The 15,236-nt window shown below is 62.5% G+C and carries 11 protein-coding genes and 1 tRNA gene; 8 read left to right on the top strand and 4 right to left on the bottom strand.

Annotation, left to right across the window (positions count from 1 at the left end):
- Window positions 1–308 precede the first annotated feature (308 nt).
- Window positions 309–1,922 (top strand): peptidoglycan DD-metalloendopeptidase family protein, encoded by a 1,614-nt coding sequence (locus HXS66_RS05345; protein ID WP_255303107.1) that lies wholly within the window; start codon window positions 309–311, stop codon window positions 1,920–1,922.
- A gap of 94 nt (window positions 1,923–2,016) precedes the next feature.
- On the opposite strand, the gene HXS66_RS05340 is transcribed toward HXS66_RS05345, so the two are convergent.
- The 3 genes from HXS66_RS05340 to HXS66_RS05330 form a co-directional block, all read right to left on the bottom strand.
- The gene (locus tag HXS66_RS05340) at window positions 2,017–2,244 is read right to left on the bottom strand and encodes a hypothetical protein (RefSeq protein ID WP_077379159.1); all 228 of its coding nucleotides are present in this window, start codon (window positions 2,242–2,244) and stop codon (window positions 2,017–2,019) included.
- Window positions 2,245–2,529: 285 nt separating this feature from the next.
- Window positions 2,530–2,823 (bottom strand): hypothetical protein, encoded by a 294-nt coding sequence (locus HXS66_RS05335; protein ID WP_136939025.1) that lies wholly within the window; start codon window positions 2,821–2,823, stop codon window positions 2,530–2,532.
- Between the two features lie 601 nt (window positions 2,824–3,424).
- The gene (locus HXS66_RS05330; protein WP_084209331.1) at window positions 3,425–3,634 is read right to left on the bottom strand and encodes a hypothetical protein; all 210 of its coding nucleotides are present in this window, start codon (window positions 3,632–3,634) and stop codon (window positions 3,425–3,427) included.
- Between HXS66_RS05330 and HXS66_RS05325 the strand changes: the two genes are divergently transcribed.
- On the top strand, window positions 3,633–3,830 hold the full coding sequence (locus tag HXS66_RS05325) for a hypothetical protein (RefSeq protein WP_176503018.1): 198 nt from the start codon (window positions 3,633–3,635) through the stop codon (window positions 3,828–3,830). The two genes, HXS66_RS05330 and HXS66_RS05325, sit on opposite strands and share 2 nt — an antisense overlap.
- A 587-nt stretch (window positions 3,831–4,417) precedes the next feature.
- Complete coding sequence (locus HXS66_RS05320; protein WP_065392634.1) at window positions 4,418–4,975, top strand: PRC-barrel domain-containing protein; 558 nt, start codon at window positions 4,418–4,420, stop codon at window positions 4,973–4,975.
- Between the two features lie 341 nt (window positions 4,976–5,316).
- Here the strand turns inward: HXS66_RS05320 and HXS66_RS05315 are convergent.
- Window positions 5,317–5,393, bottom strand: a tRNA-Ile gene (locus HXS66_RS05315).
- A 215-nt stretch (window positions 5,394–5,608) separates the two neighbouring features.
- On the opposite strand from HXS66_RS05315, the gene HXS66_RS05310 reads away from it, so the two are divergent.
- From HXS66_RS05310 to HXS66_RS05290, 5 genes are all read left to right on the top strand, one after another.
- Window positions 5,609–6,250, top strand: a complete 642-nt coding sequence (locus HXS66_RS05310; protein WP_136939026.1) for a hypothetical protein — start codon at window positions 5,609–5,611, stop codon at window positions 6,248–6,250.
- Between the two features lie 316 nt (window positions 6,251–6,566).
- Window positions 6,567–8,699: a TonB-dependent siderophore receptor gene (locus HXS66_RS05305; protein ID WP_136939027.1), complete on the top strand. Its 2,133-nt coding sequence runs from the start codon at window positions 6,567–6,569 to the stop codon at window positions 8,697–8,699.
- A 361-nt stretch (window positions 8,700–9,060) separates the two neighbouring features.
- The gene (locus tag HXS66_RS05300) at window positions 9,061–10,749 is read left to right on the top strand and encodes an aspartate aminotransferase family protein (protein WP_176503017.1); all 1,689 of its coding nucleotides are present in this window, start codon (window positions 9,061–9,063) and stop codon (window positions 10,747–10,749) included.
- Entirely contained in the window at window positions 10,742–12,298 is a 1,557-nt protein-coding gene (locus tag HXS66_RS05295) for a lysine N(6)-hydroxylase/L-ornithine N(5)-oxygenase family protein (protein ID WP_176503016.1), read from the top strand. Before HXS66_RS05300 ends, HXS66_RS05295 begins: the two co-directional genes overlap by 8 nt.
- Window positions 12,295–14,976, top strand: coding sequence for a GNAT family N-acetyltransferase (locus HXS66_RS05290; protein WP_218015143.1), 2,682 nt, complete (start codon window positions 12,295–12,297; stop codon window positions 14,974–14,976). The genes HXS66_RS05295 and HXS66_RS05290 overlap by 4 nt, the downstream gene beginning before the upstream one ends.
- Window positions 14,977–15,236 lie beyond the last annotated feature (260 nt).

The raw sequence follows: 15,236 nt of genomic DNA, 5'->3' as shown, positions 1-15,236 counted from the left end.
GTTACAAAATTTAACAGCAAGCAGATATTACTGTGAGAACAGCGTTTCTTAAGCAAAAATGGCGGGATTTTCGACTGTCCTCATAAAACAGACACCGCTAGCACGACCCCTGATGATCAAAACAGGGTTGAATTCCTAATACTGGACATGTGTCCAGCCTATCGAATGCGCAAAAGCTTGGTTAAGGTTCGGATGCGAATCTGTCGTCTTCTGTTCTGTTCACTTCATCACATCATCGGTCAACTATGCTGCGAATCCTTCATTCGCTCCCACGCGTGCACAAGTATCTTCTTTTACCTGTTGCCACAATGGTCACCGTGCTGGGCGCTCACAAGCTTCTTGAAACTCTGGACTCTCAAGAGATCTCACCTGCCTCTCGCCACCTCGCCATCGACCTGGCCAATGCCAGCTCGGAGGTGACGAACGCATTGCCGGTTGCCATCGCGCACGCGCAACAGACGCCTGCTCCGCTGGCCACGGCCAGTCTTGATGCGGGGCATCAGGCACTGAGCGCAGCTGGCGAGGTGCCGCTCTCCGCGCTGACGCCGAGTGAGGTCATCGATGTCGACTTCGACATGCCGGTGATGTTGACCGACGCCAACTACCCTCCCGGTGAGGCTGAGCCCGGCCCGATCGTGGCACTGGCACCTTCTGCCGTGAAGACGGCCGAGGCGGTGATCGCCACCGCGACCGATGAGCAGGCCGGCGGGACCTCCTACGATGATCTGTCCGTCGATCCGGTCGAGCTGGGCGAGAGCCCGACGCTGCAGACCGAACTGGCAGCCAAGGAAGTCTATGTCCCAGAATGGCAGACCTACACCGTTCAGGCGGGCGACACCTTTGCCGTGATGGCGGAGCGTTCTCTGGGGCTCGGCTATCGCGAGACCACCCGCATCATCAAGTCGCTGCCGGACAAGCGTGTGCTGACCCACTGGCGCATCGGTGACAGCCTCGACTACAAGCTCGACGAGGACGGCAACCTGCTGGCGCTGCGCATCATGAAGGATGCGCGTCGCGGCTTCATGGTCAAGCGTGACCCACAGCAGGATTCCTTCAGCGTCGCCAAGATAGAGAAGGCCACTCAAGCGACCCAGCGTCTGTTCGCCGGTACCGTCAGCGGCAGCTTCTCGCTCTCGGCGGAGGCCACCGGTCTTGGCGTGGCGGATGTCACCCAGCTGACCCAGGTACTGGGCAAGAAGATCGATTTCCGTCGCGATACCCGCAAGGGCGACAAGTTCCAGGTGCTGGTCGAGTCCGACATGATCGATGGCACCAGCACCGACTCCCGCATTCTGGCCGCCCGCTACGAGGGTACCCGCAAGTCATTGACCGTGGTGCGCAATGCCGCCGATGGCCGCTACTACACTCCGGACGGCAAGGGGCTCGACCCGGCCTTCAATCGCTACCCGCTGGCTCACAAGGCGCGCATCAGCTCGCCCTTCAACCTGAGCCGTCGCCATCCGGTCACTGGTCGCATCAGCCCGCACAAGGGCACCGACTTTGCCGTTCGCGTCGGTACACCGGTCCTGTCCACGGCTGATGGCGTGGTCGAACTGGTCGGCAACCACCCGCTGGCGGGCCGCTACCTTGTGCTGCGCATGGACAACGGCTACAAGACCCGCTACCTGCACCTCTCCAGACCTCTGGTCAAGAAAGGCGAGCGCGTGAAGATGGGTGAGAAGATCGCCCTGTCCGGCAATACCGGCCGCTCTACCGGCCCGCACCTTCACTATGAGGTGATGGTCAACAATCGTCAGGTCGATGCCATGCGCGTCCAGCTGCCGAACAACAAGTCACTGTCCGGCAAGGCGCTGGCCGCCTTCAAGCGTGAGTCACAGAACATGCTGGCCAAGCTGGAAGCCGCCGACAACACCGGCGCCATCGCCAAGGCATCGACGCCGACGGGCTCTGACGAAAGCTGATTCGCGCCATGCCCTGAAACGCAAGAGGCCCTCACCGACGTGAGGGCCTCTTGCGTTTCAGGGCGTGGCATCTCCGGATACCCCGGTGATGTCGTTACTTCTTGATACCCTTGTTGGCGGCCTGCTCCAGCAGCTCTTCGGCTTCACTGGACGCCCCCTCCTCGCGCATCCTGGCCACATCCGCATACAGGCAGACGTAAGTGCCGCACGAGGCGCAGAAGACCTTGTCTTCCGGATTGTGCACCTGAGAGACGCGCATCCGCTTGCTACCACAGTCGGGGCACGGCTTGGGGATACGCAGTTCCTCGGATAGATCGGACATGTAACAGCCTCCTGTGCAGTCTCTGGAAGGCATGCATCCACGACGCAAGCCCGGGGAACGGGAAGTGCGCAGGATCCATGCGGTTGTGAAAGACATGGGGGCAGGCATCCTGCTTGCAACCCCATGGCGTGCTTGCCACCGAAGGTCGAGAAGAGCAGCCGTGAGGCGGCTGCCTGCCTCCTGCACACGACTCCCTTCCCGCTCGCGTCGTGTGCCAGGAACGCAAAGCCCCCGGCGTGGGCGGGGGCTTTGCAATGAGCTGGAGACCTCAGAATGCGCGAACTCTCAAGCCGCGCTGATGCGTTCACCGCTGACGATGGCATCCTGACGATTTCTCGCGGAGTGCTCCAGTGGGCGTCGTTGCGCATGGGAGCGGGCACCATCTCGCGTCAGACGAAACTCCTCCTGGAGTGCCATCTCACGTGCTGCCAATCGGAAGTCCCCCATGGAACACAGGACATGACCATTCGGGCATTTCAACAGGTGCTCATCGGGGAGATCACAGGCTGGCCAATGCAATGATTCATTGCACTCGGGGCAGCGAGGACCATTACTGGTCGGGATTGAAGTAGAAAACATGCGCGAACTCCTTTTCGGCGCAAGAGGTGACGTTGTCATGACCAGGCTCTCGATAAGGGGATCATGCAGACATGGCTCAGCATGCGTGCGCATGATGGAGACACGAGGCCGCAGACTCCATTGCACTTTATGTTAGAAATATCAGATTCCTTGCTGATGTCCCGGATAGCTCGAGGCATCTCCAGCATGTCTCATCCGCGATAGGGCATCAGACGCGCCTCATTCTGGCAGGACAATCTTACAAACGAATAACACTCCCACGGATGATGCAGATCAAGGCTGTCTCGAAACACGCTGATTGCCTTGTCGGATGACACACAAAAAAATCCCGGCCAATGGCCGGGAAAACACTCTCAGGCAGAACAGGACCTGAATCGGGAGCCAACGCTCACCGAGGGGGTCGACCAGGACGCTGGACAGTCGCCAGCGGTATCACGAATTCATGTCGCCTCTGACAAGGCACTTGCTCGGGGCTCCGGCAATGGACGATTGACCGAAAGGATGACGATTGCCGAAGCCTGACTCTCACATCTCACTGACCAGCATGCTGGACGACTGATGAATGCCGTATCACCTGCTGGCCGTCAGTGGGAAGAACATCTCAAGCCTGTGCATCAAGCTGCTTGATCACCTGGTTGGCCATCAAGGCAGGGTCGATGGTGGCACGCTTGCGAGCGCTGGCTTCAAGTCGGTCGCGCAGCATGAACCACACCCCGAGAAATTCGTCGCACTCGGCGCAGCTCACAATGTCGTCATCTGCCGGGCTTTCTCCCAGATTGACGCGATTGCTGCCACAACGTGAACACTCCATGGGAACCTTGCGCACTGCGTTCATCTCGATGCCCTCCGCTGGATCCTTGATGAAAACTTTCACGGCCTTCCTCGATAGACTCGACCGTGACCTGCCAGATCTCGAGCAAGGAAAGGACGAGGGCTTGAAAAGCACGCTGCGGATCTCCATTCCCTCTCTTGGCGAGGCGTTCATCGTTGGCCTCGCTGCGCTCTGACACCCTCAAAGTTAGACACTTGAAAACTGTTGTACAAGTTTTTCTGAGTATCAAAACGTATCTGTATAGCTAACGTACACCCTGAACCTCCCATCCTGAACTGCGATTACGCAGCGTTGATCCCCCTGCAAATGTCGACCTCACCACTGACGATCGTCACGCCCCTATCGTAACACTTCGCTACAAATTCAGTGATCGTGCAATGAAAACTGCAGGTTGAGTGCGGCATTCTCCTCCGCCAGCACGGATGACAGCGCGGTTGGCCATCGATATTCACTGATGGACACCTCCATGCCTTGCCCTCCTGTTCTGCCGGAAGACCGCCGTAGCCCCGCCAGACGCCGGCATCTCGCTGGCCGAAAAGTGCACCTGATTCGTGACGAGCGCATGAACTACCGTACAAGTTTTTCCACTCCCCCCTTGAAACTTGATCGCGTCATCTGAATCTTAGGAAGCATGGCTGCACGAGATGGCAGCCCGACATCGTCCATGTCCTGATTGGCCCATCACTGCAGCACGCCACGCAGTCGCCGCCGGATTACATCAGGGCAGACGGCAATGAAGAATCGACACGCAAGGAGTACGGCATGAGCAAGATGAACCGCAAACAGATTCTGGGTGCGATCACCGCGACCACTCTGCTGACCACCTCCGGCCTGGCCATGGCCAATCCGCAGGGGCTCTACTCCGCTGATGAACTGATGGATGCTGACGTCTATCTGCAGAACGACGACCAGCAAGTCGTGGGCGAAGTGGAAGATGTGCTGCTCGACGACAACATGCAGGTCGCCGCGCTGGTGGTCGAGAGTGATGAAGTGCTGGGCCTTGATGATCAGCAGTACGTGGTCGAGACCGGCAAGTTCACGCTGGAAACCCGTCAGGGTGACGACATCGACAATCTCGAATATCGCATCCATGTGAACATGGATGAGGCTCAGCTCAAGGAACAGCCGCAGTACACCACCGACTGGTGGCAGGACACTCGCAAGAGCGCGGCCGCTGCCTGGGATGAGACCAAGGACACTGCTGCCAGCGCCTGGCAGGACACTCGTCAGGCAACCGCCAATGCCCTGACCTCGGCAGGCAACGCGATCAGCGGTGCCGCCAATGACGCCCAGGATGAGATGGCAGACGAGACTCAGTGATCACCACTGACACCGAAGCGTCTCGCGCCATTCTCGTGACAGTGACATGAAGGATTCGTCGCCGCCCGCAAGGCAGTGACATCAGAGCAGTCCTTTACGACGTTCGAGCCGACGCCCCGTCGCCACCAGGCACGGGGCGTTCTGGTATCTGGCAGTGCGAAGGCGAGCCGGAACGACTGACGTGCTGATGCAAGCCCATGCGACCGAGTTCCCCGCCAGCGAAAGGCGACGAGCCACGGAGGAGAGCCGAAAGCGGAAAACCATCGATCTGGCGAAACGGGCAGGCACAAAAAAAGCCGCCGATGGCGACCTGGCAGGCGCTACAGAAAAGCGCCTCGGGATGGTGGGCCCAGCAGGACTTGAACCTGCGACCAATCGATTATGAGTCGAGTGCTCTAACCAACTGAGCTATGGGCCCGGACAGCGCCGCTATGATAGCGAAAGCCAAAGCGTCAGGAAAGCCCGAAAACTCAACAACATAGACCTCGCTGGACACGAGCCGCCGTCACCGCCTCCGATCAGCCCCATCCCGCCTGCCACCCTGTCACGAACCCTTGCGCCACTGGCGTGTCCAATGCCTCAATGCGCCGCACAGAGCTCACCCTTCGTAGCGCCCAGCCATCAGGAGTCACCATGTCATTTCCCTTTCTTCGCTGGACCTCTTCCTTCCACAAGCGCCTTCGCGCCCCTATCAAGGCCCTCGCCCTGGCCGTTGCCATGAGTGGTATCGGCATCAGCGTGCCCAGCCAGGCAGCCTGGCAGCTGATCCCGGATGCCAGTGGCGCCACCGCCACGCTGACCGAACAGAAGGCGCAGGGCAATGTCGAGCACGTCCACCACCTGCGTGGGTTGAGCGGCACCGTCGGTGATGACGGCAAGATGAGCATTCCGCTCAGCGTCGGTCAGACCGACCTGCTGGACAAGGTCGGCGAGCTGCCGCCGTGGCTGTCAGGCGTCAGCCAGATGCGTCTCGCCACCCTGACACTGAATCTGGACCCCGTGGCTCTGGCAGCGCTGGAGACAGGCAGGACGACACGCATGCAGGTGCCCTTCACGGCCACCGATGGCAACCGCACTCACCGCGATACCCTGCCCCTGAACGTGACCCGCGAGAGTGCCGACCGCCTGAGCTTCGCCAACGCCGAGCCCATGGCGCTGGACAGCGCGGAAGTCGCCAAGAACCAGGTCGGCAGTACCCTGCTTGGCCTGCTGGGCTATGGCAATCTGGTCGGCGATATTCCCATCACGCTGCAGGGCGAGATGCAGGACCGCTGATCCCCCGCCGGCGCCATCCTCCGTCGAGGCGCCCCTCTGCCAAGGACCACACTCTGACAAAGCCCGCCCTCTGACAAAGACCGCCCTCTGACAAAGACCGCCCTCTGACAAAGACCGCCCTTCGGGGCGGTCTTTGCATGTCTGAGCGCCACCGGAAGCCCCCGCCAGGCCACGTGCACGGCCCACTGACATCAGATAACAAAAATAATTCTCATTCATGGTTCAGAAATGCCAACCCTGTACGTCTTCCCTCAGGAGAGAACGACAAACAAGAAGCATTCGCAAAAACATCATTCAGGATGGAACATCGTCACTCATGAAAGACTCCGCCACGCGACACCCGCATCAATCCCCATTGCTTTCACTGCCACGGCACCCGCTGGCACTGGCGATTGCCCTGAGCCTACCCTTCACCGGGCAGGCCGTGGCGGCCGACCATCGGGATGCTCAGGACGAGCAGCTGGATACCATGACGGTCACCACCACGGCGGCTACCAAGACGCAGACCGGTTACCTGGAAACTCCCCAGGCTGTCTCCACCATCACCCGTGATGACATCGACAAGCGCGCCGCCGAGACGGTGCAGCGTGCCGCGGACTACACGCCGGGCGTGTTCACCAATCAGATCGGTGCTTCCAACCGCTATGACTATCTGGTCCTGCGCGGCTTCTCCGATGGCAGTGTCAGCAACACCTTCCTGGATGGTCTGAAGCTGATGGGTGACTCGGGCTCCTACAGCTCGATGACCATCGACCCCTACTTCCTCGACAGCATCGAAGTCGTCAAGGGGCCGTCCTCCGTCCTCTACGGCCGCTCCTCGCCGGGTGGTCTGGTCGCGATGCAGTCCAAGCGCCCCGAGTTCCAGGACTCCGGCCAGGTGCGCTTCACCGTCGGTGACGACAACGAGCGCAGCGCGGCCTTCGATCTCACCGGCCCGCTGGATGACGAGAAGCGCATCGCCTATCGCCTGACCGGCCTTGCCAGCGCCGAAGACACCCAGGTCGATTCCGTCAGCGAAGAGCGTTATGCCTTCTCGCCACAGATCACCATGGATGTCACCGACGACACCACCGTCACCCTGATGGGCTACTTCCAGAAGGACCCGGAAGGCGGCTACCACTCAGGCCTCCCCTACGAGGGCACGGTGGTGAGTCACGACGGCATCAAGCTCGGCAACGACTTCTACGAAGGCGACGAGGACTACGAGGAATTCGATCGCACCGAACGCATGCTCGGCTATGACTTCGAGCATCGCTTCAATGACGATGTCACCGCGCGCCAGAAATTCCGCTACCTGCGTTCCGACGTGGATCTCGAGCAGGTCTACGCCTATGGCTGGGCCTCGGATACCGAGCTGACCCGCTACTACTCCGGTGGCGAGGAAAGCCTGCGTGCCTGGACGGTCGACAACCAGCTGGAGACCCGCTTCTCCACCGGCGACATCGATCACACCCTGCTGTTCGGTGCCGATTATCAGACCCGCACCAACGACGTGGACTGGGAATACGGCACCGCCAGCTCGCTGGACGTCACCAGCAGCAGCGATGCCGATGTCTCCATCTATGCCACCGAGAACCAGAAGCGTGAACTGGATCAGACCGGTGTCTACCTGCAGGATCAGCTCAGCTGGGGCCGCTGGAACCTGGCCGCCGGCCTGCGCCAGGACTGGGTCAACATCAAGAATACCGATCGCGACTACAACACCAGCAGTGAGCTGAACGACAACGAGATGAGCGGCCGTATCGGCCTGATCTACGGCTTCGACAACGGCATCTCGCCCTACGTCAGCTACTCCACGTCCTTCTCGCCGAACTCCTACACCGACGAGGATGGCGACCTGCTCGACCCGACCACCGGCAAGCAGGTGGAAGTCGGCATGAAGTACCAGCCCAACGGCACGCGTGATCAGTACAGCGTCTCGCTGTTCCGCATCAATCAGGAAAACGTCGCCTCCAAGGACCCGGAAGACAGCTACTACACGTCCTACGGCGAGATCGAGTCCCAGGGCCTGGAGCTGGAAGCCCGCACCCAGCTGACCCGCGACTTCGCGCTGCAGGCCGGTTACAGCTACACCGACGTGACCTATGCCAAGGCGGAAGATGGCACCGAAGGCAACGATGCCAATCAGGTGCCGAAGCACCAGGTCAGCGTCTGGGGTGACTACGCCTTCAACGAGGGCCCTCTGACCGGCCTGAATGCCGGCCTCGGCGTGCGTTACTACGCCGACATGTGGGCGGATTCCGAGAACACCGAGAAAGTCCCGAACTACGCACTCGTCGATGCCCTGGTCGGCTACGACCTGAGCCAGGTCGGCTGGAGCGGCACCAGCGTGCAGCTCAACGTCAGCAACCTGTTCGACAAGGAATACATCGCGTCCTGCTACAGCACCAGCTTCTGCTACTACGGTGCCGAGCGCAGCGTGACCGCGACACTGACCTATGATTTCTGATTCCGACACGTCCGCCGTCCGTCGATTCTGAATCGACCCGCATGACCCGCCGGCGGCAAGGATGTCGCCGGCACCATCGCCCTGAACCACTCATCATCTGATACCTCTGGCGTGTGCCGCACATGACATCGAGATTGCCCGACACAGGGGCGCTCGGTGACGACTCACTCTCTGCCGATGCCCACGGCAGGCGTGACTGACCGCGCCAACCGCTTTGCCAACAACTTCACCAACAACAACGACCGCATCACGCGGCACTTGATGAATGTCCTGACTGGTCCTCGCACCTGTGCCACCTGCCCTGGCTGGCTGCGAGTCTCTTCCAAGTCTTTATCTGCGAACATTCGCATAAGGTTATGTAATGCACAGCCTTCATGATTCCGCCGCCACCTATGGCGCGGCTGCAGGATCCCCCGCGTCTGCCCCCCAGGCCGCTGCCGCCGCGAGCTCCCTGTCCCGCTCGCCCAGCGCCGCCCTGTTCTCACCTGCCAACATGGATGCCTGGCAGGCCGGCATGCAACGCATCAGCAGTCTGGTCGCCGAACAGCTCGAGAACGTTCAGCAACCCTTCAGCGGCATCACTCCGGAAGCCCTGCGCCCGGCCTTTGCCGAGCTGGATCTCGAGACGCCCCTCGAGAATCTGGAAGCGGGCCTGGAGGAGCTCCAGTCGCTCTACCTGAAGGATGCCGTCTATTTCCATCACCCGCGCTACATCGCACACCTCAACTGCCCGGTCGTGCTGCCGGGTGTCTGGGCGGAAAGCCTGCTCGGCGCGATCAATTCCTCACTCGACACCTGGGATCAGAGCGCCGGCGGCACCCTGATCGAGCAGCGCCTGATCGACTGGACCACCGAACGACTGGGCCTGGGTCCGACCGCGGACGGCATCTTTACCAGCGGCGGCACCCAATCCAACCTGATGGCGCTGCTGCTGGCGCGTGACGCGGTCTGCGAGAAGCTGCCCAACCACCCCGGCAACCAGACCCACGGCCTGCCGCCGGAAGCCGGGCGCCTGCGCGTCTTCGCCTCCGGCATCAGCCATTTCAGCCTGCAGAAGGCCTGTGCCCTGCTCGGCCTCGGCCACAACGCCGTCATCCCCGTCGCCGTGGATGAGCGTCGCCGCATGGACCCGATTGCCCTGCGTGAGGCGCTGGACAAGGCGCGTGCGGAAGGCCTGATTCCGATGGCCGTGGTCGGGACCGCCGGTACCACCGACTTCGGCAGCATCGACCCGCTGCAGGCCATCGGCCGTGAATGCCATGCACGTGGCATCTGGTTCCACATCGATGGCGCCTACGGCGGCGGTCTGATCACCTCGCGTCGTCACGGTCACTGGCTCAAGGGCGTCGAGATGGCGGACTCCGTCACCATCGATTACCACAAGACCTTCTTCCAGCCGGTCAGCTGCAGCGCCTGCGTGGTGCGTGATCGCACCCAGCTGCGCCACGTCACCTATCACGCCGACTACCTCAACCCGGAACTCCAGGCCCGCGAGGGCACGCCGGATCAGGTCAACAAGAGCCTGCAGACCACGCGGCGCTTCGATGCGCTCAAGCTGTGGCTGACGCTGCGCCTGATGGGCGCCGATGCCCTCGGCGACATGCTCGATTGCGTGATCGACCTCACTCGCGAGGGCCATCAGCTACTCGCGGCGGCACCGGACATCGATGTCGTCCAGGCCCCGGAGCTCAGCACCCTGGTGTTCCGCTTCCATGACGCCAACGAAGACACCCTCAGCGATGCACAGTGGGACGCCCTGAATCGCGAGATCCGCAAGCGCCTGTCGCGCAGCGGGGAAGCCATCGTCGCCGCCACCAAGGTCTCCGGCCGTCAGTATCTGAAGTTCACGCTGCTCAACCCGGACACCACCCACGACGATATCGCCGCGGTGGTCGAGCTGATCCGCCAGCATGGTCAGGCCCTGGTCAAGGCGCATCACCTCGCCGTCAGCACCACGGCCCAGGCAGGCCATGGCGCACCACTGGCCGACATTCCGGCCGCCAGCCGTCGCAGCCACACCACAGAAGCAAAGGAAAGCCGTCATGCATGACACCTCGACTCCTCACGTCACCGACACAGCTGAAACGCGCAATGAGGTGCTCGACTTCGTCGCCATCGGCATCGGCCCCTTCAACCTGAGCCTTGCCTGTCTGAGCGAGCCGCTGGAGGACGTGAACGGCGTCTTCCTGGAGCGCAAGGCCGAGTTCGACTGGCACCCGGGCATGCTGCTGGAAGACGCCAGCATGCAGACGCCCTTCATGGCGGACATGGTCTCGCTGGCCGACCCGACCAGCCACTTCAGCTTCCTCAATTACCTGAAGCTGCATGACAAGCTCTACAACTTCTACATCCGCGAAGACTTCTTCCTGCTGCGCCGCGAGTACAACCAGTACTGCCAGTGGGCGGCGCGCGAGCTGACCAGCCTGCGTTTCGATCACGAGGTCCAGGACATCCAGCATGTCGGCGACATCTATGTGGTGCGCGGCACTCGCCCCAGCACCGGCGAGGCCTTCACCTATCGCGCACGCAAGCTGGTGCTGGGCACCGGCACCCAGCCGTATCTGCCCGGCGCTGCCGATGCGGTACGCGGCGAGGTGCCGGTGGCGGGCAGCCGCGTGTGCCACAACGCCCACTACCTGGCGCGCAAGGACGAACTGACGTCCCAGCCGGCCATCACCATCATCGGCTCCGGCCAGAGCGCCGCCGAGATCTATCTCGACCTGCTGCGCGAGATCGACCAGCACGCCTACCAGCTCAACTGGATCACGCGCTCGCCGCGCTTCTTCCCGCTGGAATACGGCAAGCTGACGCTGGAGATGACGTCACCGGATTACATCGACTACTTCCATGCCCTGCCGCGCGAACAGCGCAACACCCTGCTGGCGACCCAGAAGGGCCTCTACAAGGGCATCAATCTCGAACTGATCAACGAGATCTACGACACCCTCTACGCCAAGCAGCTGCAGGGCGTGGTGCCCACCACCCTGATGACCAATACCGAGCTGACCTCGCTGACTCGCGAGAGCGCCGATGGCGACTTCAGCCTGGGGCTCTATCAGCGCGAACAGCAGCAGGCATGGCGCCACGAGACCAGTGCCGTGGTACTGGCCACCGGGTATCACTACGTCGCCCCGCCCTTCCTGAAGAGCATCGAGTCACGCATCCGTCGTGACGCCGAAGGCCGCTACGCCGTCGGGCGCTTCTACGCCGTCGACGCGCAGAGCACCGCAGACGCCGAAGGCAATGAAGGTGACCAGTCGCCCTTTGCCGGCGAGATCTTCGTCCAGAACGCCGAGCTGCATACCCACTCGCTGGCCGCCCCGGACCTGGGCATGGCCTGCTATCGCAACAGCTGCATCCTGCGCGCCATCACCGGGCGTGAGGTCTATCCCATCGAGCGGCGCATCGCCTTCCAGAGCTTCGGCGCCCCGGGCGTTGAAAAGGGCAACGGCAACGGCTTCACGCCTCTTCCCGCCGCCCATCTGGCCTACGGCGAGACCGACCTGCATGCCAGTGCGGCCAGCGAAAAGACCGCCTCGTCCAGCACCGCCCCCACCGAGCCCTCACGCGCAGCGCAACACCGGGAGACCACCGCATGAACATGCCCGTCGACATCACCACCACCCGTGCCAACGCCCACAGCGCCGCGACCCCGGCCCAGCAGATCTTCGGCGAGACATCACTGGACACCTCCCCGGCACTCGACCTGCTGAGCCCGGTACCCGGCACACGTTTCACGCGCCGCTCGGTGGAACTCGAACAGGCCCAGGCGCGCCTGCGCAAGCCGCAGGATGACAGCACGCCGGAGCGAGCGGAATTCGCGCTGCGCCCGCTGGATCTCGCCGCCGACATGGCGCTGGTGGACGAGTGGACCAGTGGCGCGCGCGCCAGCTTCTGGGGCATGAGCGAAGACCTGCTCACCACCAAGCACGATTTCTATCAGGGCCTGGAAGACAGTCGCCACTCCCAGGGCTGGCTCGGCCTCTACAACGACCAGCCGGCGTTTCTGGTCGAGCTGTATGACCCGGCACACGACCCGCTCGGCAAGCATTACGCCGTGCAGCCCGGCGACTTCGGCATGCACTTCCTCATCGCGCCGCGCAGCGATGACCAGGCCCCCATCAGCGGCTTCTCGCGTGCGGTGATCGAATCGATCATGGCGATGATCTTCGCCGGCCAGTTCCGTGACGAGCACGCCGCAGATACCGGTGAGGCAGTCCGCCCGGTCACTCGCGTGGTGGTCGAACCCGACAGCCGCAATACCGCCATTCACCCGCTGAATGCCGCCGTCGGCTTCGTCGATCACGGCCCGCTGGATCTCGACGGCAAGCCCGCGCGTCTGTGCTTCTGCACCCCGCAGGACTTCCGCGCCGCCCTGGCGAGCCGCAGCCCGCGACTGGATACCGCCATCACCGCCAATCCGGCGGCGGCCGGCCAGCATCTCACCGGGCCGGACTGGCAGCAGGCCAATCGCCTGCTGGTGCGCAAGGCACTGGCCGAATTCAGCCATGAGCGCCTGATCCACCCGCAGTGTGCCGACGAGACCAACGCCCGCATCACGGATGGCTGGCATCATTACCGCCTGTCGCTGTCTGCCCCGGCGAGCGACAAGGCCCCCGTCAGTCGTCGTGCGGTGGAATATCGCTTCGTGGCGCGCCGCTTCCAGCTCGATCACTGGTTGATCGACGCGGCCTCTCTTCAGCGTCTGGATGCCAATGGCGAGGCCCTGCCGCTGGATGCCCGCGAGCTGATTCTGGAGCTCAACGACGTGCTGGAGATTCCGCCGCGCCTGCTGCCGGTCTATCTCGAGGAAGTCAGCGCCACGCTCGCTTCCAGCGCCTGGAAGATGCAGCGCGCCGTGCGCGAGAATCAATCCGCCCGCGTGCTGGCAGGTGCCTCCTTCCAGACCCTGGAATCGGCGATGAGTGAAGGTCACCCGTGCTTTGTCGCCAACAATGGCCGCATGGGCTTCGATGCGCTGGACTACCGCGCCTACGCGCCGGAGGCCGCACAGCCCTTCGCGCTGGTGTGGATCGCCGTGCATCGCGACAACGCGCATTACTCCGGCGTGGATGGTCTCGATCCGCGCCGTCTGCTGGAAGAGGAACTGGGTCACGCCGAACTGGCCCGCCTGGAGAATCAGCTGACGGCCAAGGGCCTCGATGCCGCCGATTACCTGATGATGCCGGTGCACCCGTGGCAGTGGAATCACAAGCTGGCGATCACCTTCGCCGCCGAGATCTCAAGCCAGCGCATCGTGTGCCTGGGCCTTGGCGAGGACCGCTACCAGGCCCAGCAGTCGATCCGCACGCTCTACAACCGCAACCAGCCGGGCCGCCGCTACGTGAAGGTCGCGCTGTCGATCCTCAACATGGGCTTCATGCGCGGTCTGTCGCCCTATTACATGCGCGCCACGCCGGCCATCAACCAGTGGCTGCAGGGGCTGATCGACTCCGACCCGTCCTTCGAGACATGGGGCTTCCGCCTGCTGCGTGAAGTCGCCGCCATCGGCTATCGCGATGACGTGCTGGAAGATGCCGACCCGGCGGCCGTCGGCTATCGCAAGATGCTGGCCAGCCTGTGGCGCGAGAGCCCGGAAGACGTCAAGGACGAGGGCGAGCGCCTGATGACCATGGCCGCGCTGCTGCACGTCGACAACGACGAGAAGGCACTGCTGCCTGCGCTGATCGAGCGCTCCGGCATCGGCGCCGAAGCGTGGATCGACAAGTGGCTGACGGCCTACATGACGCCGCTGCTGCACTGCTACTTCAAGCATGATCTGGTGTTCATGCCCCACGGCGAGAACCTGATCATGCGCCTGCGCGATGGCGTGCCGTGTGGTGCACTGATGAAGGACATCGCCGAAGAGGCCGCGCTGTTCGCCACCGACGAGACCCGCGCCCTGGAGCTGCCGGAAGGAGTCGAGCGTCTGGTGGTCGAGGTGCCGGAACCGATCCGCATCCTGTCGCTGCTCACCGATATCTTCGACTGCATCTTCCGCTTCGCGGTACCGCTGCTGGTGCGCGAGCAGGTGATGACGGAAGACGCCTTCTGGTCACGCGTCGCGGCCTGCATCCATGACTACCAGGATGCGCACCCGGAGATGGCCGACAAGTTCGCGCGTCACGACCTGTTCGCGCCACGCTTCACGCTGTCGTGCCTCAACCGACTGCAGCTGCGCAACAACCAGCAGATGGTCGACCTCACCGACCCCTCCGGTGCCTTGCAACTCAAGGGAGAGCTGGACAACCCCATCGCCGCCTTCGCCCGCCACTGACGGCGTCGCGCCTCCCGGATCATGTGGCTGAACGTGATCCGGGAGGCCGGCCCCCTCCGCGCAAGTCCCGCCTTGCGCGTCTGACCGCCTCCGAATGCTTCGCAGGCGGTCAGACGCGTGCCTGCCAGACAGACATTGATAATGATTCGCAACACCAATATGATTGAGCGCCCCATCACGCCAATCCTCATTGCGAGCCGTGGATGTCCTCTTTCTTCTGCGCATTCCAAGCACTGACAGAAGCCCGCTCAGATGAGGGC

Origin of the sequence: Cobetia sp. 5-11-6-3, assembly GCF_013374055.1 — a bacterium.
Classification (GTDB): Bacteria; Pseudomonadota; Gammaproteobacteria; order Pseudomonadales; family Halomonadaceae; genus Cobetia; species Cobetia marina.
This window is presented reverse-complemented; position numbering and strand designations above follow the sequence as displayed.

Excerpts from the sequence above, each read along its gene's own strand:
- HXS66_RS05325 (WP_176503018.1), top strand. The coding sequence starts at position 3,633 with ATGGGAACCTTGCGCACTGCGTTCATCTCGATGCCCTCCGCTGGATCC.
- HXS66_RS05345 (WP_255303107.1), top strand. The coding sequence starts at position 309 with ATGGTCACCGTGCTGGGCGCTCACAAGCTTCTTGAAACTCTGGACTCT.
- HXS66_RS05290 (WP_218015143.1), top strand. The coding sequence starts at position 12,295 with ATGAACATGCCCGTCGACATCACCACCACCCGTGCCAACGCCCACAGC.
- HXS66_RS05305 (WP_136939027.1), top strand. The coding sequence starts at position 6,567 with ATGAAAGACTCCGCCACGCGACACCCGCATCAATCCCCATTGCTTTCA.
- HXS66_RS05330 (WP_084209331.1), bottom strand. The coding sequence starts at position 3,634 with ATGGAGTGTTCACGTTGTGGCAGCAATCGCGTCAATCTGGGAGAAAGC.
- HXS66_RS05335 (WP_136939025.1), bottom strand. The coding sequence starts at position 2,823 with ATGTTTTCTACTTCAATCCCGACCAGTAATGGTCCTCGCTGCCCCGAG.
- HXS66_RS05340 (WP_077379159.1), bottom strand. The coding sequence starts at position 2,244 with ATGTCCGATCTATCCGAGGAACTGCGTATCCCCAAGCCGTGCCCCGAC.
- HXS66_RS05310 (WP_136939026.1), top strand. The coding sequence starts at position 5,609 with ATGTCATTTCCCTTTCTTCGCTGGACCTCTTCCTTCCACAAGCGCCTT.
- HXS66_RS05300 (WP_176503017.1), top strand. The coding sequence starts at position 9,061 with ATGCACAGCCTTCATGATTCCGCCGCCACCTATGGCGCGGCTGCAGGA.
- HXS66_RS05295 (WP_176503016.1), top strand. The coding sequence starts at position 10,742 with ATGCATGACACCTCGACTCCTCACGTCACCGACACAGCTGAAACGCGC.
- HXS66_RS05320 (WP_065392634.1), top strand. The coding sequence starts at position 4,418 with ATGAGCAAGATGAACCGCAAACAGATTCTGGGTGCGATCACCGCGACC.